The organism is Salinisphaera sp. SWV1 (genome assembly GCF_052044155.1).
In the GTDB taxonomy this organism is placed as follows: Bacteria; Pseudomonadota; Gammaproteobacteria; order Nevskiales; family Salinisphaeraceae; genus Salinisphaera.
Window position 1 is genome coordinate 1 of the sequence record NZ_JBQDYE010000051.1, and the last position, 20,431, is coordinate 20,431.

Consider the following 20,431-nt stretch of genomic DNA (forward strand, 5'->3'; position numbering starts at 1 on the left):
GCCGTGGAACCTGCATGCACAGGATTTAGCCATGAACCTGGCCGCCTGTGAATGATGGGGTTTGTGGATCGCTTACGCCGGATCGGCCAGCACGCGCTCCATGAAGTTTCGCAGCGGCAAAGGCGCCAATCGGTCCAGCAATTGCAGCAGCCGCTCGAAGGCCACTTCGGCGCCCGCTGGCACCCAGGTGCGCGGCAGCAACTGCCAGCTCGGCCGGTCCGCGACGGTGACCGGACGACAGCTGGACAGTCGAATGTAGATATTGTGGCGTGACGTGCGCTCGACGTGGCCGCGGATCGCCACTAAGGCGCCGCGCTCGACTTGATCGGCGCCGAGGCCGATCTCCGCTTGGTAACCACCGCACAAGCGGACCGCCGAGGCGTCAGCAATCCAGACTCGGATCGAGGGTCGGCCATCGTGGCGGGCCTGACCGGGCCGGATCGCCACGACCCGGTAGATACCGGCCACGGGCGCGCCCGTCTGGTTTGGCATTTCAGCAATGGAACACATTACGAATCCTCCTCGGTGGTGCCGCCGTTCAGGGCGTGGGTGACGAATCGGTCGAACGCGCTGCCGTCCTGGCGGGTGAGGTTGGGGACGTAGCGCGAATACACGCGGAACAGCATCTCGGTCGTGGTATGGCCCATCTGCCGGGCGATCCACTCGGGGTTTTCCCCGGCGGCCAGCCAGAGCGTCGCCGCCGTGTGCCGAGTCTGGTACGGCCGCCGCAGCGTCAGCCCCAGATAGCGCAGCAGTGGATACCAGACCCGCTGGGTCACGTTCGTGGTGTCCAGCGGCGTACCGTCGCGGGTGCAGAAGACGAAATCCGACCGCTCTGCCGTCCGGTGATATTGGCGGCACAGGGCCTCGTAGACTGGCTGCGACAGATCCACATCGCGCTGGGCACCGTCGGTTTTCGTGTACTCGACGGCGCCATGCGTGTAGGTCTGGCGTACGCGGATCTGGCGCTGCTTGAAATCCACGTAGCGCCACTGCAATCCGTGTAGCTCGCCACTGCGCAAGCCCGTGAAGAACCGCACGATGAAATAGTCGCGATAGTCGGCCCGCACCGACTCGATGATCTGATTGATCTCATCGAGCGAAAACGGGGCGATATCCGAGCGCGGCACCTTGAGGCGCTTTATTCCGGCGCAGGGATTGCTAAACTCATATCGGTTGGCCGCTTCCGAGAGAATCATCGACAACAGCCCGAAGGTGTCGTTGATGGTTTTGGGACTGAGTACGCCGCTTCGATTCCGGCCGCGAGATTTGGCGATTTCTGACCGGAACTGAAGCACCTCGGCCCGTTGGATGCGGCCGACCTCCTGATCCCCGAAGCGGGGCAACAGGTATCGGTTGAGTTTGCTGAGCAGCGTCTCGCGGTAGGTCCGTCGCCAGTAGACGGCGAATTCCTCAAACCACTGTCGGGCGAAATCCCGAAACAGGGGCGTTTCCGGCGCCGGATCTGCAGCCGAATCGGCATGGACTGATGCCGGCTGCGCTCGATCCCGTGCGAATTCGGCCGCCCGCGGGCTGTTCGGGAAGAAGTCGGCATAGTCGAACGTGCCCAGCACGATCTTAGCCTCGATTTTTTCCAGCACTTTCTCGAGGCGCCGACGATTGGCCGGCGAATCGGGCAGGGCGGTCTGCTCGCGGCAGCGCTTGCCCTGGTAGGTGAAATCGAACTGGAGCTTTCCGGTCTCCGGACGAAGGCGGATCTTACCCATGACAGTCGCCCCCGTTGGCCATCGGGATGGCGTCGGCGTCGCCGGCCGAAAAGCGGCACATGTCCCGCTCGATGGCTTCCCAGATATAGAGGATCTTCCGGCCACCGAAGGGCCGGATGTAATGTGTGCCCTCGATTAGCACCGAATCTTTGAGATGACTGCGTATCGTCCCGACGTCGTAGTGAATGATTTCTGCGAGAGCTTCGGTCGTCAGGTAGGTTCGTTCCATCTTGGGTGGCCTCGTGATGTCGTGAGTGACGTTGTGCCCCGTCTGGGACACGTCATTGAACGTAACCGGGGACTAAAGGACCGCAAGTTGGAAACGCGGCCGAAGCTCGGGCGACGGCGCGCCTTTGGCTGTTGACCGAAGCAAAACGGAGTCGGGGCGGTTGCGCGCCACGCTGGCGAATGCCGTAGGCTGCTGGCATCGTTGTGACCGTCCGCTCCCTCTGTGTTGGGGCTGGACGGGTCGTTATGCTGCCGCCTGACGCTTATCAGGGGGAGGCGTGGGCATGGCATAGGTGTCCACTAAATCGGAAGTGGACAATCCGACAAAGGCGTGCCATGGCCGCCGCTATACAGCGGCTTTTCGAGGCCAGGTGGTTGAGGAAACCTTGGCCGGCCCATCATCGGTCTCGGCGGGCGTGAGCACTACCGGGAGGCTGCGCCGGTCCGTGCCGGGGACCCGCCCGGCCTGGTGCCGACCACGGTCCCTGAACCCGACGCCGAGCCGGCAGGCGTCAAGCATCCCGCCCCGACGCCGCACTGTCACCTCCAGGTTCACCGCAACTCGGCGCCCCCAAAGAGCATCGAAGCCGAGAAAGCCGAGCTCAATCGCCAGAGGGATAGGGCCTTCCATGGGCGATGATTACCATGGACAACGACCTGTTAGAAAAGCGTCTGGAGATGGTTCGCGAGCTGTCCGATAAGCGTGATGAGGTCCAGAGGCCGCATTTGTCGCTTGTCCGATACAACGACATCGAACGCCAACCCGGGGGCGCTCCTGGCCGTCCGCTATTGGGTGTTGGTCGCTAAGGAGCCGCCTGATCGGATTGTGGCAGGGTTGCCTACCGGGGTCGGTAGACTAATGCCAACGGTTATAAATACTGATCGATACAAGCCCAATCACGATGGATGGTGGGTTCAATACGCTCGGTCTCGGCACGCAGTGTCCGCCAAGCCTGGCACACGCGCGTGACAATATAGCCGCAGTCTTGGAAGACCCGATTGCCCAGAGACGTCCGGCGCCGGTACTGCCAGACAATTTCGGCCGGATTCAGATCCGACGTTGCCAGGGAAATGCAATCGATTGACAGTTTGCTCGGTATCTCAAGCTTGGCGCGGTCGCGTGCCAGCCGGCTTGGTCCATGAGCATCGGCGTGCCGCAGTCGCACTGGCGCGGGTTGTCGGGCATGTCCACGAGCTGCGTGATGCGGGGCAACTCCGGTAGCAACGGGCGGCGCTTGCCGCGGCGCTTTGCGGGCGATGGCTTCGGGGCGATTCCGTCTCGGTCAGCGCGGCGTCTTCGTCATCCGAGTCGCCGTCCGATTCGAGCTCGGCCTCGTTGAATAGCCGCCCCTGGCTGGCAGGCGCCTCGCTGCTGCGACCGAACATTCAATGCTGGGCCAGGCGCCAGCGCTCGGGAACCTCCTGGATGGCCTGGGCTACTTCGGTGGCGACGCGGCGATCGACCTCCTCCTGGATTTGCAGCGCCCGGGGCTTCGGCCAGCTGCGCACGGTCGGCGGCTCGAAGCGCCTCGAGTTCTTCCGCCGAACGCGGTAATGAGCCGCCAAGCGCGGGATCGGGCAGCTGGAACTTCAAAACGATCGCAACCGGTGCAATAACCCCTGTGTGCTATGACCAGCAGCCAGGCGCAGGACGAAGTCGCGCGGGTCGGCGCGGTCGGGAATATCGAATATCTCGCCTATCGTGGTCATTGCGTCCAGTTCTCCAGCTTTAGACCATCCACGCGTTCGAATTCGCGGATATTGTTCGTAACGACCGTCAGGTCGGCCGCTCGTGCGTGCGCGGCGATCCACAAGTCATTAGCGCCAATGGGTGTGCCGGCATCGGCAAGCGTCGCCCGAATATCACCGTAATGTTCGCCAGCTTCCTCCGGCAAGACCAGAACGGGGATCATGGCGATCAGGACATCCAGATTCCGGCGTGTCTTGCGCGGATGCTGACTGCGCGCCGCGCCGTACAGCAACTCGCCCCAGGTAATCAGCGAAAGCCCAACGCTGCCCGGCTTTTGCTTCTCAAGATGGGCACGGACCCGGGCGGGGCGCTCGCGCTGAATATAAATACAGATATTGGTATCGAGCAGATAGCGTGGCGCCATTACAGGCGCTCACGCTCTTCCGGCAACGGATCGTCGCGATGTTCCAGTGCATCGATCATATCGTCGGGCAAATCGGTCAACGCATCGAACGCCGCCGCCAGGTTCGGGCGCTTTTCACGCAACACGATTTCATCGCCCCGGCGATAAATTTCGACCTCGTCAGTTTCGAAACGAAACGCCTTGGGTAGCCGAACGGCCTGACTGTTACCGGACTGGAAGATTTTGGCAGTGGGCATGACGGTCCCCTTCCATGTATATACTTCACAGGATATACGTTGCGCTGCGCTGTGTCAGCCAATCGCCGTTTACGCAGTCGCTCTTGCTGGCGCCGCGGGCCTGGAGTAGCGGTGCGATCGGGCGACCCTCCGGCACTAGCGTTCACCGATCGGGAATCCAATTGCACCGCCGAATGCGGCGGGCTGTTGTCATCGTCAGGCCCACATGCCGCTTTTACTCGACAGGCTGACGGGACGAGTTGAAGCCTCTGGGTTGCGAGCGTCGTCTCAAAGCGGACGCGTATCGCGTCTTGACAAAGGACAGGCCTATTTCTGCTCACCGCGGCCGGTCGTTCCGCGCGAGACTCGACTTCAAGATCACCCGTGCGGGCAGCGTGCATTATTCGGAGTGGCTGGGCCTGTCTCACCGGCGCGCCTATGCCCGGATCTGGGGTCACGCGCCGGTCTACGTCGTGTTCATTGCGGCCCGTCTTACCGGCGGTCCAGAGCATCGTCTCCCCGACCACATCGCGACAGATTGCAAAACGGATCAGTTCGCCCCGTTCCTTGTGTTCGATCGCCCAAACGCCGCAGGGCGACCCAGAGCCAACTTGAGCGGTCAATTCATCTTCGAAGCGCCGTACCGGCCAGCCAACCGACCCGGATGTCCCATGGGTCGGACCCGATGATTCGGTAACATGTGAAATCATATCGCTTGGTTCATCGAACTCGGAGGGCCAACGCCATGTCGGAAACGAAATCCATCGACGAAATCCTCGGCATTGAGCGAGCACCACACGGATCGTTGCTAGACATGTCGAAACGAATTGAAGAAGGGTTCTCCATCGCGACCCTTGAGAACGTGGCCCGAGAGGTCGCGCCGGATGATCGGACGTTCGTCTTTAGGATCGTGCCACTCGGCACGCTCAAACGTCGCAAGGCCAAGCGCCAGCACCTATCAGCACGGCAGAGCGAACGAATCAAGCGGCTCGCTGATGCATTCCGAGACGCCATGGAGGTCTTCGATGACCGACAGATGGCACGTGAATTTCTCAGGCGGCCACATCCGATGCTGGAGCGCCAGGCGCCGCGCGACGTGGTACTTAAAAATCAGGCGGGGCTGGACACGGTCGTCCAGATCCTGGGACGAGGCCGATACGGCTCGGCCGCGTGATGACTCAGAAGTTGGATCGGACGCGTCAGGCCTCCCGTATCGGTGACCGCGGTGGTTACTCCGTCGACGATACGCGGCCGGATTATCGTGCAGCTGCCGTGCGGCGCCGGATGAGTCCCGGTGCGTTGCGTACCTGGTTCAATATTGCCGAACAGTGGCAGCTCACCGACGTGCAGGCGGCCCGGCTGGTTGGCACGCCGTTAAGCACGTGCCGTCGCTGGAAGCGGGCGCCGGACGTCACTCTGGACGTGGGACAGATCGAGCGGCTGTCGCTGCTGCTGGGCATCTACCAGGCACTGGTTATTCTGCTGACTCCCGCGGACGCGGCAGATAACTGGATCAAGCGACCGAACACCCGCCCCTTGTTTAGCGGTCAGACGCCGCTGCAGCGCATGCTGGCTGGACCCACAGAGGATTTGGCCGTCGTAGGCCGGTACCAGGGCGCCCAGCGCGCCGGCTGACCGACGGAGTTTGGCGACAATGATGCCGTGTGATTTCGGCTGGCGGCAGGTCGCTTTATGACAGCCTGCTTGAAGCACGATTACACATCGCAGGCGCTTCGAGAAAAGGCCGGTTCTGCTCGGCCTGCGGGTGACGACGGAGTACGCCACCCGTCGCCGGCACATCGGAAACGCCGCCTGCATTATGATGGCGGTATGCGCGAAACCGGCCGGTGACCGGGTAGCCCGCGTGGGGCGGACCGAATGCGCGTTTGGTCTGGGGCAACGAAACGGAGGCGTTGTGGTGGAGTTTCACACAAAGGAACAGCCGGCAAAACCCGTTGACGCGGCGTATGCGCTCGCCTTCGCCCGAGAGAACGGGGTTGATGACTGGCTTTTCGAGCACGTCGTGGATTGGCGCACGCTTTAGGCTCGGATCAACGCGAAAAGGCCGCTTAAGCCGCGAGAGGCCGACCGGTACGAGCGGTTGTGTCTATTGATTGAGCAAGCGCAAAAAGCCTTACAGAACCGGGAGAAAGCGCTGCGGTGGTTGAGAACAGAAAAACGTAGCTTGGACGGCCAGACACCGCTAGACCATGCGCAGCGGGAAAGCGGTTTCCTCAATGTTTTGGCGCATCTGGAGCGCATTGAGCACGGCATTTGGCCGTAGTGTTGATAATTATGCGTCGCCGCACACCGGGCGTACGGTCACGCATACCCGCCATCATTGATGCGCGCGAGATAGGCCTTGACGGCCTCGGCCTTGTTCTCTTTGACCAGATTCTCGGCTGTCCGGTTGCCGAACGACGGAAGTGGTTGCGAGCGGTACCATGCGAATGCTTTACGCGTCGAGCCAGCCCCGGGTTGGGCGCGATCGATGATCTCGATCAGATCACGAAGGCGCGTCTGGACAGCTTGGGCGCGCTCCCGGTCATCATGATAAAAGGATTCCGTGGGCAAGCCCAGAGCTTGGGCCAACTGCGTCTTGTTGATCCCCAGTTGCCGGGCAAGCTGACGGGACTGGATGACATCGCCACCGGTTGTCTGTCGCAGAAAATCACTCATGTGGGTTGCCTTAGCTTTGCCACGCATTGCCACATTTATTGAATAACCGGATTCAGAGTCTGGCAACCCGTTATAGCAGCGGCGGCCAGCGGTCAGGGACCAATGAACCGGCGGCGAACCCGCTCGTACAAGGCCGCCAGCGAAGGCCCGCGCTTGCACTGGCTGCGCCATTGGCAGTGATCGTGCCGATCCACGGCGTGAATATGGAATGTGGACTTTGCGATATCGACGCCGACACGGGCAATGTTCATGTGGACTTCTCCTCTTTTTGAATTCGCACCTCAACTGTACGCCGGCCTCGCCGGGGTAGGGTGAGGAGGCGTCCACCCGATTGCTTATGGCTTTCTAGCGACGAACAATGGCTAATCGCCCAGGCTGCGCCTGGGGAGCCAAGACATGACCGTCTGCCGTCTGTGACGTCTTCCATGATGGCACCTATAGAGGCTCCGGATGAGGCAATATGCCGGCGTCCGCATAGCCAGCATATGCGGCATAGCCGTCTGTCGCCTTGTGACAGTGACGTATTCGGCCACGGCACACGATTGCGATGCAATCGATATGGTCTAGTTCAGAAGAGGCAGTCAAGTTTGATCTGGATCAAATTGGCTCTAGACATAATCAAATATAATACCGTAATGTCCAAAACGACGTATGGAGCGCTTCATGCGTTGCAAACGCCTGCATCATACGAAGGGACGCTATGGGCTGCGCATGAAACTCTCCTCGATAGCCTAAATTAGCGTAACCAATTGCGTTCTAAGGCAATTGTCAGCCGCAGACATCCTGCGCTGGATGGAGCGTTGTGGCGTTTCCATAGTTGAATCTATTTGGATTAATATAAAGTCCAAATGATAATCGCGCGCAGCCGGCGCGAATCCATAAATGTAATTTTTACATGACGTTATATATACGATAGAAAAATTCTATAACCATATTTTTAAAATTTAAAAATCAAGTGATCGATTTATTAATTCTTGAGGATAAGAAGTGAATCTGCCGATGCAGAGGCGGCCCTGACCTCCGAGGCTTATATGCTCATTCAAGGCCTACTTAACGAGATTGTGCATAGCGAAGCACCGCTGGAAGCAGCGCTGGAACGTAGCCTGCAAAAGATCTGCAGCCGGGAGGCACCCGTCGGCGCGCGCGCCGGCGCTGTGTTCTACGCGCAAGGCGAGGAGTTGCGGCTGGCCGCGCAATATCACGTACACGATCAATTGGAACGATGCTGCGGGCAACTGGCGCCCGGGCAATGCTTGTGCGGGCGCGTGGCTGTATCTCGCCAGCCCTTGTCATGCACCGGGGTCGATGAGCGTCACGAGATTCGCTATCAACCGATGTCGGATCACGGCCACGTGATTTTGCCGCTGATCAGTCGCGGCGCGCTTGTTGGCGTCCTCAATCTCAAGACGGATCCCGGGTATGTTGCTGATGGCCAGGAACAGGCGATCCTCGAAGCCATTGCCAACATCCTTGCTCTAGCGATTGCGCAGTTTGGGGGCGATGGCGACGTCGCCGGGCGCCTTGGCGCTGTCGCCCCAGGCAACGCGGATCCGCAGGCGGACCGCTTTCAGCAGGCATTTCAGTTTCTCTCCGAGACGGCCCGCCATGCGCTGTCTGCCAAAAGCGAGGGCCATTTCATTGAAACCCTGGCTGAAACGGTCGCAGACGTCGGCGGTTACGATGCCGTTTGGCTCGGACTGCTTGCGAATACGTCCCGACCGCCCATGGGGCTCAGCGGCGAGCGGGTATTCGATTCAACGGCCCAGGTCGGCTTTTCGGCAAAGTGCTCGACGCTACTCCCCTCTCGGGGCGAATCGGGGCCGCAGGTTGAAGCGCTTTTGGAGGTGCTACAAACGGGTAAACCCTATGTGGTCGAGAAGGCCGCCGATTGCCAGCTCGGTGGCCATTGGCGGACGCTGCTCGAGCAAGGAGGTTGGCCCACGCTCTGCATACTGCCGTTGGTTCACCACTGGGAAACGGTAGGAGTTATGGCGGTACCGGGGTTCTCGGCCGACACATTCACGCCCGCGCGCATCGCAATACTGCGTGATGTGGTCGACCTGGCCGCCTGCGAGATCCAATACCGGCGTACGGCCGGTGAACGCGATCTGCTGGCCACGGCGAACGAGCAGATACCGGAGAGCGTGTTCGTCACCGACCCTGACGGCTATATCGTTTATGCCAACCCGGCTTTTGAGCGCCAAACCGGCTTCAGCCGTGACGAAGTCCTGGGCCGCAAACCTTCGATGCTCAAATCGGGGCTTATGCCCGAGGCTTTTTATAAACAGCTTTGGGCAACGTTAAACCGCGGCGAATCCTTCAATGCCGTGTTTACCAATCGACACAAGCACGGAACGCTGCTCTACGAAGAGAAATATCTCACGCCCATCAAAAATAAACAGGGTCAGATCACCCATTTCATATCGACCGGGCGGGATATTACGGATCGCCACCATCTGGAACGGCAACTTGAGCGCCTCGCTTATCATGACCCGCTCACCGATCTACCCAACCGGCGGTTCTTGCTTAAGAAGTTCGATCAACTGACCCGATCCGGCGAGATTGGCCAAGGCCAACAAGCCGCGATATTATTCATCGACATCAATGACTTCAAGATCGTCAATGATGCGCTCGGTCATGCGGCGGGCGATCGCTTACTCGAGTGCATCGCCGATCGTCTCAAACGCACGGTGCGCGACCAGGACGAAGTGGCGCGCCAGGGTGGTGATGAATTCATCGTTTTGATGCGGGCGGAACGACGCCACCCGCGCTCAGGCGCGGAGGATGCGCAGGTCAGCGAGAGTCAGCTCGCAGAGGACGCTAGCGCGCTGGCGACCCGTATCATTCAAGTCCTGCGGCGCCCGTTCGTAGTCGATGGACTCGAGCACCACATCGGCGCTTCGATCGGTATCAGTCTGTTTCCGCATCTGGGCAGCGATCCAGAGACCGTAATCAGCCAGGCAGACACCGCCATGTATCGCGCCAAAAAGTCCGGTAATCGCATCGCGTTGTATTCTCCGGACACTACCGCCGTGCGTCACCGCCGACTCTCGCTCGAAGGCCGGCTTTATCATGCCCTGGAGCATGAAGAGTTCTGCCTGCACTACCAGCCGATCTGGGCGATCGGTAGCGCTCGGCTCCTCGGCGTCGAAGCGCTACTGCGCTGGACAGACGCCGATGGTCGCCGCCTCTCGCCGGGGGAGTTCATCCCGTTGGCCGAGGAAATCGGGTTGATCGATCCCATCGGTGAATGGGTTTTCGCGACCGCGGCAGAGCAGCTCGTTCGCTGGCGCGAAGCCGGCCTCCCACTCACGATGTCGGTCAATCTGGCTGTGAGCCAACTGGCGGAACCGGAAGCCGTCGGGAAGATCACAAACTTGGCTACCCGCGGCGGCGCGAAGCCCGGGTGGTGGTGTTTGGAGGTGACGGAGAATCTGTTCATGCACGACGCGGAAACAGTCGAGCGCACCATGCACTCGCTGAGTGAGCGGGGGCTCGGTTTTGCTCTGGACGACTTCGGGCGAGGTTATTCCTCGCTCGCGCGTTTGAAGTCGTTGCCGCTGGATACATTGAAAATCGACAAGATCTTTGTTGATGAGCTCGAAACCAATGCGCAGGCCCGCTCGATCGTGGCCGCCATTATCGAAATGGCTGAGCATATGTCGATGCGGTCCCTGGCCGAGGGCGTCGAGACGGACCGGCAACGTGAAATCCTTCAGCAGTTGGGATGCGATTCTGGCCAGGGTTTCTGGCTCAGCGCGGCCCGGCCGCCCGAGGACATATCGACTCTGGTGGAACGATTTGGCTGTCGCGTTTGATCGAGCCATTAATATGCTGGGACCGAACACCTGATCGAAGAAGAACGAGATGGCTTGTTACAACTGGCCCTGGTTGCCCATGAGCCGGCCGGCGCGCTATGCGATGTTCCAGCTGATCAACCGGTTCTACGATTACCGCTCGCTGATCATGCCCACAGACGACGTGCTATCGCGCTTCAGGTTCGGCCCGGGTTCCGCTGGAAAGGGAACTCCATCCTAAGCGTACTATTTCGTCGTTAGCCTCTATCATGACTCAACACACAGAAGTTATTTCAACACTAGAGGCGAATCCCTTGAACTGAACTGGCCATTTCGATTACATCGTGCGTCCGGCGTAGACCAGAAAGACCGGATAGTTTCGCACCACGCCGTCGTCACCTTCTTTCTCCATGGTGTGGGCGGTACTGAAGCGGATGCCCTCGAAGCCGGCATTTTTCAGCCATTTCTCCACCTCGGCACGGTCGAAGCCGTGATGGGCTATACCCGGCTTATCGCCATGGAAGCTGCCGTCCTCGCGGTCGAGATCTGCCAGTGCAATGTGCCCGCCCGGGTTAAGTAGTTCGTACAGCACCCCGAAGAGTGCTTCGACGTCGCCGATGTGATGCAGCGTCATACTGCTGAAGACGAGATCGAAACGTCCGTCGGGCCGCCTGCCCGGCAGATCGCCCTCCAGGGCGCGCACGTTGGAGGTGCCGAGCTTCTTCGCCTTTTCGCGCAGCTGGCTCAGCATGCCGTCCGAGCTGTCCATGGCCACGATTTCCTTCACGTGCGGGGCTATGCCCAGCGTCACCATGCCGGTGCCACTGCCGAACTCCAGTGCCCGCTCGCTGCCCGTCGGTTGTGCGACCTGCCGTATGGCTCCGGCCACGGCCTCGGCCACGGCGGCACGACGGGGGTCGGTGTCCCACGCGGCAGCGATCTCGTTGAAACGGTCTATGTTGGATTGGGTCAGCTTGTCCATCAGTCAATTACCTTGAGAGTGACATTGAAGAGCGGAGATTCCGGATTCAGGCCGGCCTCTTGGCCCAGACGCAGGGCTTCCTCCTTGTCGTGCGAAAGCATGTGGCGTGCACGGCAGGCCAGGAGCGCCCCCACGCGGTTGCCGCTGGCGCAATGCACCATGACCAGCGCATCCTCTTCCTCGGTCAGCGCCTCGTGTAGCCGTCGGGCGTTGTTTTCGTTCAGATCGTCGGCACCGGCCACCGGGATGTGGACGTAGCGCATGCCCAGCGCGTCCACGGCGCTCGCCTCGTCAAAATCCTCGAATTCGCCCTCGGGGCGCAGATTGACGATGGTCCGGTAGCCCTTCTCCTGCGCGTTGTACAGGTGTTCGCGAGACGGTTGGCCGCCGGCGAGCACGTTGCCGTGGACCACGCGGGCATTGGGAATGTCGATCTCGGACATGATCTGCCTCCGTTACCTAGCAGTTGGATTAGAAAAATTCGGGCACGCTGCGCCAGAGTATGAAAACGCTCATGGCGATGAGGAACCACCCGAAAACGTAGCGCAGCCGTGCCTGGGGGACGCGACGGGCAATCATGTTGCCCGTTAGGCTCCCGGCGATACCCAAAAGCAGAAAGCCGATGATCACGTGCCAGTCGATAGCCGTGTGCTGGCTTTGTAGCAGGTCCAGCTGCTTGTAGAAGCCGCTGGCGGCATTGATGACGATGATGACCAGGCTGGTGCCTACGGCGCGCAGCATGGGCAGCCCCGCCAATATCACCAGTGAAGGCACCAGCAGGAAGCCGCCGCCCACACCGACGAAACCGGTGATCAGGCCCACGCCCGCGCCACTGGCCACCAGCACCAGCGTGGACTGGCTGCCCGGAGACGACTGGGCCTTTTCGGGTCGCAGCATGCTGAAGGCAGCCAGACCCATGATGATAGCGAATACAACCAGCTGTACGGCGCCATTGACGTGGCTGGATGCCAGGGCGCCCGCATAGGTGGCGCCCACGCCGGGCACGCCGAACAGCAGTACGGAGCGCCAGTCCACCAATCCCTGGCGTGCATAGTTGAGGCCGCCGGTGAGGGCGATGCCGCCCACGATGGCCAGGGAACTGGCGATGGCCACCTTGGCCGGCTGGCCCACCAGGTAAGTCAGAATCGGCACAGTCAGGATGGAGCCGCCCGAGCCCAGCAGGCCCAGGCTCAGGCCCACGGCGAGTGCGCCGACCCAGGCCAGGGGTGTCATGCCTCGTCCATGTCGTTGCGGCAGAACATGTCGTAGAGCACCGCCAGCACGCGTTCAGCGCGGTCGTCGGCCAGGCGGTAGTAGATGGTCTGCGATTCCCGTCGGGTCTGCACCAGGTTGTCCTGACGCAATACCCGCAGGTGCTGGGAGAGCACCGACTGGCTCACGGGCACCCGCTCGTTCAGCTCGCCCACGGAGAACTCGCCTTCCACCAGGTGGCACAGCAACAGCAGTCGCGTTTCGTGGGACAGGGCTTTGAGCAGGCGCGCGGCCTCGGCGGCGCGCCGGGTCATGGCCTCGAAGGATAGAGCGCCGTCGCGCAATCCCGAGGGTCGGGTGGTTGCGGTCATGTCGTTACCGAGCGTGTCATTTGACATCACAGGCAATATATGATCAATTTCTTAATAAGTCAATACTAAAGTAGTGACTAATAAATAAGATTGTTGCAATATAAATGCGCGCTGTTTTTCAAATGCAGGGGTCAACACCATGCTCAAACCGTCAGTCAAATTCTTCCTTCACGAGCTGACGTCCACGTTCTCCTACGTGGTCTGGGATCCCGAGACCCGGCGGGCCGCGGTCATCGACTCCGTGCTGGACTACGACGCACACTCCGGGCAGCTCAACACGGAGACCGCGGACGAGTTGATCCGATTCGTGCGCGATCAGCAGCTCACGGTCGAGTGGGTGCTGGAGACGCACGCCCACGCGGATCACGTGGCCGGCGGCGCATACGTCAAGCGCGAGTTGGGCGGCCGTACCGGTATCGGACAGGGCATTCGCACCGTGCAGCAGCATTTCAAGGATGTCTATAACTTGGAGCGTGGCTTCCAGGCCGACGGCAGCGCCTTCGAGCACTTGTTCGAGGATGACGAGACGTTCGAGGTCGGCAACGTGGAGGCCCGTGCCATTCCCGCGCCGGGCCACACCTCGGACCATGTCGCCTACCATATCGGCGATGCGCTGTTCGTGGGCGATTCGCTGTTCATGCCCGACGGCGGTACGGCCCGCTGTGACTTCCCGGGCGGCAGCGCACGCACGCTCTACCGCTCCATCCAGCGGCTGTTCGAGCTGCCGGAGGCAACCCGGGTGTTCGTGCTACACGACTACCGCCCGGGCGGACGCAATTATGCCAACGAGACCACCGTTGCAGAGCAGAAGCGCAACAACATCCACGTGGGCGGCGGACGCTCAGAGGCCGCGTTCGTGAAGCTACGCACGGAGCGTGACGCCACATTGGGTCTACCGACGCTGATCATCCCCTCCGTGCAGATCAACATCCGGGCCGGGCAGACGTCGCCGGCCGAGAGCAACGGCCTGCGCTATGTGAAAGTGCCCCTGAACCACACCAGGGGTTTTTCCCAGACCCAGAGGGACGAGGACGTGCCGGTATGACCATCGTTCACTTCACCCCCATCAGCGGACTTATCGGCGGCGTGCTGATCGGTGCTAGCTCGTCGCTGCTGCTCTGGCTCAACGGCCGCATCGCCGGCATCAGCGGTATCGTCACCGGTGCGCTGGCGCGTCCGAGCAAGGACAGCGCGTGGCGTTGGCTCTTTCTCGTTGGAATGCTGGTAGGAGCCGTGGTCGAGTTCTGGCTCTGGCCCGGCAACCGGGCCTTTGATGGGGGGCTGCCGTGGCCGGTGTTTCTGCTTGCAGGCGTGCTGGTGGGCTTTGGCACGAACCTCGGCAGCGGCTGCACCAGCGGGCACGGCGTGTGCGGGCTGGCGCGCCTGTCACCACGCTCGTTGGTCGCCGTCCTGACTTTCATGGCCACTGGCACGCTCACCGTGTTCATTGTCCGCCACATATTTGGAGCCGGCTCATGAAATATCTTGTCAGCCTGTTAGCGGGCGGACTATTCGGATTCGGCCTGGCCCTGGCGCAGATGACGGATCCGGCCAAGATCCTGGACTTCCTGGATTTTTCAGGCACCTGGGACCCGACGTTGGCTTTCGTCCTGGGCGGGGCGCTGCTGGTGACCCTGCTCAGTTTCCGCTTCATACTCAGACGGTCGCATCCCGTGCTGAGCCCGCGATTTTACGTGCCGACCCGGCGCGATATCGACCCGCGCCTAGTGGGCGGGGCGGCTCTGTTCGGCATCGGTTGGGGCCTGGGTGGATTCTGCCCTGGTCCGGGCGTGGCGGCCCTGGGCATGGGCTTGTGGCCGCCGGTCGTGTTCGTGGCGGGACTCATCGTTGGCAGTCTGGCTTTCCGCTCGCTGCAGCCCCGTAACCCACGCCACCATATTTTTGGGTCGAGCGCACAAGCAGGGGCGAACAGGGAATCCTAAAAAAATAGTTCGCTAACGATGGTTTCAAGTGACAGTGACATTTTGGAATCGGCCTAGACTCCCTCATTGCGCTCCTGGCGAAGGTGGCGGTACAGAGGCGCTCGGGATACACTAAGTGAACGGCCCCGAGTTACTGTAGAATCGCGGGCTTGAGTCATGCCACTTTGGCAGACTCGGTGATGGGGGGCCAGTTCCAAGTTCACTTCAGCCTCGGCCGGCGGGATATTACCGATCGGCTCGAACAGCCGCTGATGATTGAACCAGTCGACCCAGTTCAGCACCGCGAACTCGACGGCGGCAAGGTGAGATCACGGCCCGTCGTGCTGACGCTGACCGATGACTTCCGTCTTGAGCAGGCCGATTACAGTCTTGGCCAGCGCGTATGAACTGCCGCCGCGCCCGGCCGACGGTGTGATACCTTCATCCGCCAAGCGCTCGCTATAGCGAATCGACAGGTATTGCACCTCGCGGTCGGTACAGCTGAATCAGGCGCTGACCTGGTTGCCGGTCATAGATGGCCTGCTCGAGCACGAGGCCCGTGTTCGGGGCGCTCGAAACGCGCCAGCCGACAATGGGATGCGCGAACGCATCAATAATAAACGCTGCATAAACAAAGCCGTGCCGGGCCGAGCGTAGAGTAAGAAGCAGGGCGTAGTCAGACTATTTCCCTGCTTCTCCTCTCCGAACCGTGCGTGCGCCTTGCAGCGCACACGGCTCTTCATCCAAGGGTGGCCACCGGCCAAAACGGTTCCCCGTCTGCGTGCTCGGCATTTCACTGATTATAAAAGGTTTCTACCTCTCTGCAGTCAGCTAATCTGCCAAGCACACCCCTCGAACTGTTTCCCTTCGCCATGTGGCCGGCTTTCCCGACCTCGGACTACTATGCGAACCGCTCGTTCACGGACTTCCGGGGAATAAGGTTTCCAATGTTTCATACTCCAATTGTCTCAAGCGTTGGAGTCTCCAGCATTCCCGGGGCAGTTCAGTCTCGGTCGTCCCAGTCAATCAGATGGCTGAGTTCTGGACAGAAACCGGCTACGTTACATGTGCGTATTATTGCGCCGTCAGAAGCAACTTGATCGCCTTCTCCTGCGCCGCCTGGCTGAATACGTCGTAAGCCTGTTCGATCTCGTCGAGGGTGAAGCGATGGCTTACCAGTACCGCCGGCTCGACACCGCCGGCCTCGAGGATGCGCATCAGTACCGGGATGGTGTTGGTGTTGACCAGACCGGTGCGTACGGTGACATTTTTGACCCACAAATCTTCAAGGTGAAATTCGACACTCGTTCCGTGCACGCCGATGTTGGCAATATGTCCACCAGCACGTACGATACGTTGGCAGGTCTCGAAGGTCTCCGGAATGCCCACCGCTTCCATGACCACATCCACGCCTTCGCCATCGGTCAGCTTCATGACGGCGTCTACCGGATCGCTGGCAATCGTGTCGGTGGCGCCCAGCTGGCGCGCCATCGCCAGACGGTTCTCGTCTGGGTCGATCATAATGATCCGGGCCGGCGAGTAGAACCGAGCCGTCAGCAGCGCTGCTAGCCCGATAGGGCCGCTGCCAACGATGGCGATGGTATCGCCAAGCCCCACCTCACCGTTGAGCGCGCCAATCTCGTGGCCAGTGGGCAGAATGTCACTCAGCATTACCGCTGCGCTCGGGTCCATGCCCTCGGGCAGCCGATAGAGACTGTTATCGGCATGCGGGATACGCACCGATTCGGCCTGGGTGCCGTCGATCATGTTGCCAAGAATCCAGCCACCGTCGCGGCAGTGGGCGTACATGCCGCGCTTGCAGTAATCGCAGTGGCCGCAGGAAGTCACACAGGAAATCAGCACCGGATCGCCGACTTTGAAGTTGGCCACCCCTTCGCCAATGTCTTCGACGACGCCGAGTCCTTCGTGACCGAGGGTGCGTCCGGGCTCGACCGTCGCCACATCGCCCTTGAGGATGTGCAGATCAGTTCCGCAGATAGTGGTATGAGTGATACGTACGATAGCGTCCGTGGGACGTGTGATCGTGGGTCGTGGTTTGTCTTCCCAAGCGCGCTGCCCAGGCCCGTGATAAACGAGTGCTTTCATGGCCGTAGTTCCAATAAATTGGTTGCGACGGCGTAAACCGCCTTGAACGTTCAAGATAACGCCAATTAAGTGTGCTGCCGTTGACTTTCGTCAATCCAGATAAAAAAGTGGGCTTTACTACCACCGCATGAGCTCGGTTTCGAACGGATGTCTAGACGACGTCAAAAAGGCCTGCACGGATTGTGGGCTGGTGGAGTTGTGCCTGCCCTATGGTCTGGGATATCCGGCGCCTGGAGCAGCTGGTCGAGGTCGACGGCCCCGGGGTGGCGCGCGGCGCCACCCTGTTCGCGCAGGGCGACGCCTTAAGCGAGCTCTACGCCATCAGCGACGGGGCAATGAAAACCTCGGTGGTCGATGCCGAGGGCTTCGAACAAATCATGGGATTCTATTATCCGGGCGACCTGCTCGGGCTCGACGGCCTGGCCAGTCACCGTCACCACTGCACGGCGGTTGCGCTCGAGGACAGCCGGGTCTGCCGGATTCCCTTCGAGCGTTTCGACCACCTCGTCGATGAACTGCCTAGCCTGCGCCGGCAGCTGATGCGTTTGATGAGCCAGGCACTGTCCGACGACGAGCACCTACTGCTGACGCTCGGGCGCAAGAGCAGCGAGGGCCGGCTGGCCACCTTGCTGGTCAGTCTGGCACGGCGGCGACAACGGCGCGGCCTATCGCGATCGCCCGTGCGGCTGTCGATGAAACGGGCCGATCTGCCCCCTTTTCTGGGCATGCGCCACGAAACCGTCAGTCGGGTGCTGCACCGGCTGCAGGAAAACGACATCATTCGTGTCAGGCGCGCCGACGTGGACATTCTTAATTTCGGCGTGGGCCACCCGCGGCGCCTGGGTTGCCGACCAGTAGCCTCGTGTAACGCCCCGAGATAATTGTCAGTCGTGCGTGGCGGGCCCGGGACGTGGGGGCTTTGTCAGGCAGTCGTCGGCTGCGCCGCCTCCACGTAGGCATAAAGCGTTGGCATGGAGATGCCCACCACCGCGGCGGTCTTGGTGATCGGCATTGGCTTTATCATGGTAGAGCGTAACCGCCAACGCCCGCTTGTCTTTATTGATCACGGGCGGACGTCTGCCACTGGCGAATCGCCAGCCAATGCCAGTGATAGGTCCGGCTCGGCGGCCAGCGTCTCTTGGACCGATGCGATATCGCGCTCGATGGCAAACGACGCAAGAGCGCGGTCAGTCTATTTCCGACATCAGCCGCAACGACTCGACGTCAACTAAGTTGATATGACGCCCGAATTTCAAAATAAGCCCCTGTTTGCAAAAATTGTTACAAATACGTGACAGTGATTCCTGTCGCATGCCCAAGTAATTTGCGATATCGCCATAGGGCATAGGCAAGCGGAACTGGCGGGTGAGTTGTCCGCGCGGTGCTACCTGGATGCTGATACGAAGCAGGAACGAAGCGATACGACCGGCCCCGCTTGTCGTTGCGAGGGTCAGATGCGTCGTGTATTCCTCCAGCAGGCGGCGGCTCATAAGCCGTATGAGGTGCTGATTCATCGTATCGTCGAGCGCTTGGACCGGGATCTCGCAACGCCACGTGTCTTCTAGCGCGATGAACGTACGTGTCCACGTTTTTTGATCGGGTTCGGCCAAGCCAATGATGGCACCGGGAAAACGGAATCCCAGCACCCGCTCGGTACCATCGGCGTGCACCATGGTCACTTTAAGCGAACCAATGCGCAGGGCATAGAGCGAGTGCATCGGATCGCCCTGCCGGACTAGAACCTCACCACGCTTGATGGCTTGGCGTGGCCTAATCACCTTGCGTTCGAAAAGCGCCAACGGGGTGCCGGACAATTCGGAGGGTAGGCATTCCGGCTTGAGATGACATCGTTCGCAGTTGATCGTATTGATTTTGCGACGACTTTGATCAATGAGTCCCATAAAGGGCTCTCCGGCGGTCAATCGCGACGTCATTTCGACGCCACTTACGACAGCTCCTCGGATACTAATGCACACTACACATTATTTCGGCTGGGCGGAAGGACAGACGCGGCCGGCTCGCCCCATACTGAGCGGTCGGGCCGCTGCACAACCCGCGCATAGTAGTGTGTTCGACTATCGTATGTCTCCAGAAAAAGGCGATCTCCGCATCGACCGCGTCGAGTCGGTCGGGGAGCCGCTCGTTGTCCTCGACAGCGTTCGTGGAGACCCAGACCGCCACCTCATTCCTGGCATCATCCGATGCCGCGTGCGCCACAAATCGCCATTGATGGGGCGGGCTCTGGTAGGATAGTGATCAGCCATAGTAGCCGTCCCCCATCACAGGTCACGTGGTTAGGCGACGGGGGAGTGTTCCGATCCCGTCGCCGTTTTCAGCTTTTATCGGCCGGAGCGGAGACCACCGGTTGTTCCTTGTCGGTCCGTGATGTCGCGGTGCGGCAATCGCCGCCTATAACCCGCGATCCAGCGCGGTGGGCGTGGCCAGCACCGGCTTGGCCCCCAGTAGCGATCCACGGTACCGACCGTAGCCAACTTCCGATTCCACGTTTACATGTGGGAATCCGCCCCGCGAGAGGCGCGCTTATGCATAAACGCCATCCTGTCCGATAACTGCCGTCGGTAGGAATGGGGTTCTACCCCGCTCTTTCGGACGCTTGGATGTGCGGAATAAAATTGCTCCTCTGAGCCCGTTTAGGTTCTGCCGCTGCCAATGAACAGCTGTGCTGCCTGTCTTATTGTGAGCGTTAACCAGCCGCTTCCCGGCCTAGAGCCGACTGAGTATGACCGAAGCGCGACCGCCCGCAGAGCGTCGAGGGCTGAATCCATCAGGGCTGACTGATGAGATGACAAGCTCTAGACTGCTGGTTCGGGTATTCAGCTTGGCAATATTGTTCTGCCAAGTCTGCGGCAGAAAATTGGTCTGGGACAGCCCGCGATAGCTGCAAGATTCACGCGCGGATTGATCAGCCGTGATGGAATTGCCCGCCAGAGCGCCGGGGAGATTCCGGAGGCGAGGTCTCGAGTTCGTGGACGGCTTTGCAGAGATCGTCGAGCAACAGATCGGCCATGTCGCGTGAGAATCCCTCGCGTACCACGATGCGGAGTACAGCGACGGATT

Annotated in this window: 22 protein-coding genes and 1 pseudogene; 8 read left to right on the forward strand and 15 right to left on the reverse strand. The window is 60.5% G+C overall.

Annotation, left to right across the window (positions count from 1 at the left end; all coding sequences use genetic code 11):
• Positions 1 to 72: 72 nt before the first annotated feature.
• From ACS8YF_RS17700 to ACS8YF_RS17725, 6 genes are all read right to left on the reverse strand, one after another.
• Entirely contained in the window at positions 73 to 510 is a 438-nt protein-coding gene (locus ACS8YF_RS17700) for a hypothetical protein (RefSeq protein WP_440851438.1), read from the reverse strand.
• Complete coding sequence (locus ACS8YF_RS17705; protein ID WP_440851439.1) at positions 510 to 1,727, reverse strand: Arm DNA-binding domain-containing protein; 1,218 nt, start codon at positions 1,725 to 1,727, stop codon at positions 510 to 512. Before ACS8YF_RS17705 ends, ACS8YF_RS17700 begins: the two co-directional genes overlap by 1 nt.
• Entirely contained in the window at positions 1,720 to 1,956 is a 237-nt protein-coding gene (locus ACS8YF_RS17710; RefSeq protein ID WP_440851440.1) for a hypothetical protein, read from the reverse strand. Before ACS8YF_RS17710 ends, ACS8YF_RS17705 begins: the two co-directional genes overlap by 8 nt.
• Before the next feature lie 1,385 nt (positions 1,957 to 3,341).
• Positions 3,342 to 3,464 carry a hypothetical protein gene (locus tag ACS8YF_RS17715; protein ID WP_440851441.1) on the reverse strand — a complete coding sequence of 41 codons (123 nt, stop codon included), beginning with the start codon at positions 3,462 to 3,464 and terminating at the stop codon, positions 3,342 to 3,344.
• Positions 3,465 to 3,661: 197 nt separating this feature from the next.
• Positions 3,662 to 4,069 carry a type II toxin-antitoxin system tRNA(fMet)-specific endonuclease VapC gene (gene vapC, locus ACS8YF_RS17720; protein WP_440851442.1) on the reverse strand — a complete coding sequence of 136 codons (408 nt, stop codon included), beginning with the start codon at positions 4,067 to 4,069 and terminating at the stop codon, positions 3,662 to 3,664.
• Positions 4,069 to 4,305, reverse strand: a complete 237-nt coding sequence (locus ACS8YF_RS17725; protein ID WP_440851443.1) for an antitoxin — start codon at positions 4,303 to 4,305, stop codon at positions 4,069 to 4,071. The genes vapC and ACS8YF_RS17725 overlap by 1 nt, the downstream gene beginning before the upstream one ends.
• Before the next feature lie 724 nt (positions 4,306 to 5,029).
• Between ACS8YF_RS17725 and ACS8YF_RS17730 the strand changes: the two genes are divergently transcribed.
• The 3 genes from ACS8YF_RS17730 to ACS8YF_RS17740 all read left to right on the forward strand — a co-directional run bounded on the left by ACS8YF_RS17730 (position 5,030) and on the right by ACS8YF_RS17740 (position 6,568).
• Positions 5,030 to 5,458 carry an antitoxin Xre/MbcA/ParS toxin-binding domain-containing protein gene (locus tag ACS8YF_RS17730; RefSeq protein WP_440851444.1) on the forward strand — a complete coding sequence of 143 codons (429 nt, stop codon included), beginning with the start codon at positions 5,030 to 5,032 and terminating at the stop codon, positions 5,456 to 5,458.
• Positions 5,458 to 5,919 (forward strand): antitoxin Xre-like helix-turn-helix domain-containing protein, encoded by a 462-nt coding sequence (locus ACS8YF_RS17735; protein ID WP_440851445.1) that lies wholly within the window; start codon positions 5,458 to 5,460, stop codon positions 5,917 to 5,919. The genes ACS8YF_RS17730 and ACS8YF_RS17735 overlap by 1 nt, the downstream gene beginning before the upstream one ends.
• Before the next feature lie 475 nt (positions 5,920 to 6,394).
• Positions 6,395 to 6,568, forward strand: a complete 174-nt coding sequence (locus ACS8YF_RS17740; protein ID WP_440851446.1) for an antitoxin Xre/MbcA/ParS toxin-binding domain-containing protein — start codon at positions 6,395 to 6,397, stop codon at positions 6,566 to 6,568.
• Positions 6,569 to 6,606: 38 nt separating this feature from the next.
• On the opposite strand, the gene ACS8YF_RS17745 is transcribed toward ACS8YF_RS17740, so the two are convergent.
• Together ACS8YF_RS17745 and ACS8YF_RS17750 are read right to left on the reverse strand one after the other, a co-directional pair.
• Positions 6,607 to 6,963 (reverse strand): XRE family transcriptional regulator, encoded by a 357-nt coding sequence (locus ACS8YF_RS17745; protein WP_440851447.1) that lies wholly within the window; start codon positions 6,961 to 6,963, stop codon positions 6,607 to 6,609.
• A 92-nt stretch (positions 6,964 to 7,055) separates the two neighbouring features.
• Positions 7,056 to 7,214 (reverse strand): hypothetical protein, encoded by a 159-nt coding sequence (locus tag ACS8YF_RS17750; RefSeq protein ID WP_440851448.1) that lies wholly within the window; start codon positions 7,212 to 7,214, stop codon positions 7,056 to 7,058.
• A 780-nt stretch (positions 7,215 to 7,994) separates the two neighbouring features.
• Here ACS8YF_RS17750 and ACS8YF_RS17755 point away from each other — a divergent pair.
• Complete coding sequence (locus tag ACS8YF_RS17755; protein WP_440851449.1) at positions 7,995 to 10,781, forward strand: bifunctional diguanylate cyclase/phosphodiesterase; 2,787 nt, start codon at positions 7,995 to 7,997, stop codon at positions 10,779 to 10,781.
• A 316-nt stretch (positions 10,782 to 11,097) separates the two neighbouring features.
• On the opposite strand, the gene ACS8YF_RS17760 is transcribed toward ACS8YF_RS17755, so the two are convergent.
• From ACS8YF_RS17760 to ACS8YF_RS17775, 4 genes are read right to left on the reverse strand one after another with little or no spacing between them, the layout of a single operon-like run.
• Positions 11,098 to 11,742, reverse strand: a complete 645-nt coding sequence (locus tag ACS8YF_RS17760; protein WP_440851450.1) for a class I SAM-dependent methyltransferase — start codon at positions 11,740 to 11,742, stop codon at positions 11,098 to 11,100.
• Entirely contained in the window at positions 11,742 to 12,185 is a 444-nt protein-coding gene (locus tag ACS8YF_RS17765; protein WP_440851451.1) for a fused DSP-PTPase phosphatase/NAD kinase-like protein, read from the reverse strand. Before ACS8YF_RS17765 ends, ACS8YF_RS17760 begins: the two co-directional genes overlap by 1 nt.
• 28 nt (positions 12,186 to 12,213) lie before the next feature.
• Positions 12,214 to 12,975: a sulfite exporter TauE/SafE family protein gene (locus tag ACS8YF_RS17770; protein ID WP_440851452.1), complete on the reverse strand. Its 762-nt coding sequence runs from the start codon at positions 12,973 to 12,975 to the stop codon at positions 12,214 to 12,216.
• Positions 12,972 to 13,325 carry a metalloregulator ArsR/SmtB family transcription factor gene (locus ACS8YF_RS17775; RefSeq protein ID WP_440851453.1) on the reverse strand — a complete coding sequence of 118 codons (354 nt, stop codon included), beginning with the start codon at positions 13,323 to 13,325 and terminating at the stop codon, positions 12,972 to 12,974. The genes ACS8YF_RS17770 and ACS8YF_RS17775 overlap by 4 nt, the downstream gene beginning before the upstream one ends.
• A 139-nt stretch (positions 13,326 to 13,464) precedes the next feature.
• Here ACS8YF_RS17775 and ACS8YF_RS17780 point away from each other — a divergent pair, with 139 nt between their 5' ends.
• Genes ACS8YF_RS17780 through ACS8YF_RS17790 form a run of 3 tightly spaced genes read left to right on the forward strand, consistent with a single transcriptional unit; the run spans position 13,465 to position 15,268 of the window.
• Positions 13,465 to 14,370, forward strand: coding sequence for an MBL fold metallo-hydrolase (locus ACS8YF_RS17780; RefSeq protein WP_440851454.1), 906 nt, complete (start codon positions 13,465 to 13,467; stop codon positions 14,368 to 14,370).
• Positions 14,367 to 14,804, forward strand: coding sequence for a YeeE/YedE family protein (locus ACS8YF_RS17785; RefSeq protein ID WP_440851455.1), 438 nt, complete (start codon positions 14,367 to 14,369; stop codon positions 14,802 to 14,804). The genes ACS8YF_RS17780 and ACS8YF_RS17785 overlap by 4 nt, the downstream gene beginning before the upstream one ends.
• Positions 14,801 to 15,268 (forward strand): DUF6691 family protein, encoded by a 468-nt coding sequence (locus tag ACS8YF_RS17790; protein WP_440851456.1) that lies wholly within the window; start codon positions 14,801 to 14,803, stop codon positions 15,266 to 15,268. Before ACS8YF_RS17785 ends, ACS8YF_RS17790 begins: the two co-directional genes overlap by 4 nt.
• 53 nt (positions 15,269 to 15,321) lie before the next feature.
• Here the strand turns inward: ACS8YF_RS17790 and ACS8YF_RS17795 are convergent.
• Positions 15,322 to 15,886 (reverse strand): annotated as a pseudogene (locus ACS8YF_RS17795) (DDE-type integrase/transposase/recombinase); the annotation flags it as partial.
• Between the two features lie 435 nt (positions 15,887 to 16,321).
• Positions 16,322 to 17,353, reverse strand: coding sequence for a zinc-dependent alcohol dehydrogenase family protein (locus ACS8YF_RS17800; RefSeq protein WP_440851457.1), 1,032 nt, complete (start codon positions 17,351 to 17,353; stop codon positions 16,322 to 16,324).
• A gap of 209 nt (positions 17,354 to 17,562) precedes the next feature.
• Here ACS8YF_RS17800 and ACS8YF_RS17805 point away from each other — a divergent pair, with 209 nt between their 5' ends.
• A complete protein-coding gene (locus tag ACS8YF_RS17805) occupies positions 17,563 to 18,234 on the forward strand; it encodes a cyclic nucleotide-binding domain-containing protein (protein WP_440851458.1) in 672 nt (223 codons plus the stop codon).
• 306 nt (positions 18,235 to 18,540) lie between these two features.
• Here the strand turns inward: ACS8YF_RS17805 and ACS8YF_RS17810 are convergent, their stop codons facing one another.
• Complete coding sequence (locus ACS8YF_RS17810) at positions 18,541 to 19,254, reverse strand: helix-turn-helix domain-containing protein (RefSeq protein ID WP_440851459.1); 714 nt, start codon at positions 19,252 to 19,254, stop codon at positions 18,541 to 18,543.
• Positions 19,255 to 20,431 lie beyond the last annotated feature (1,177 nt).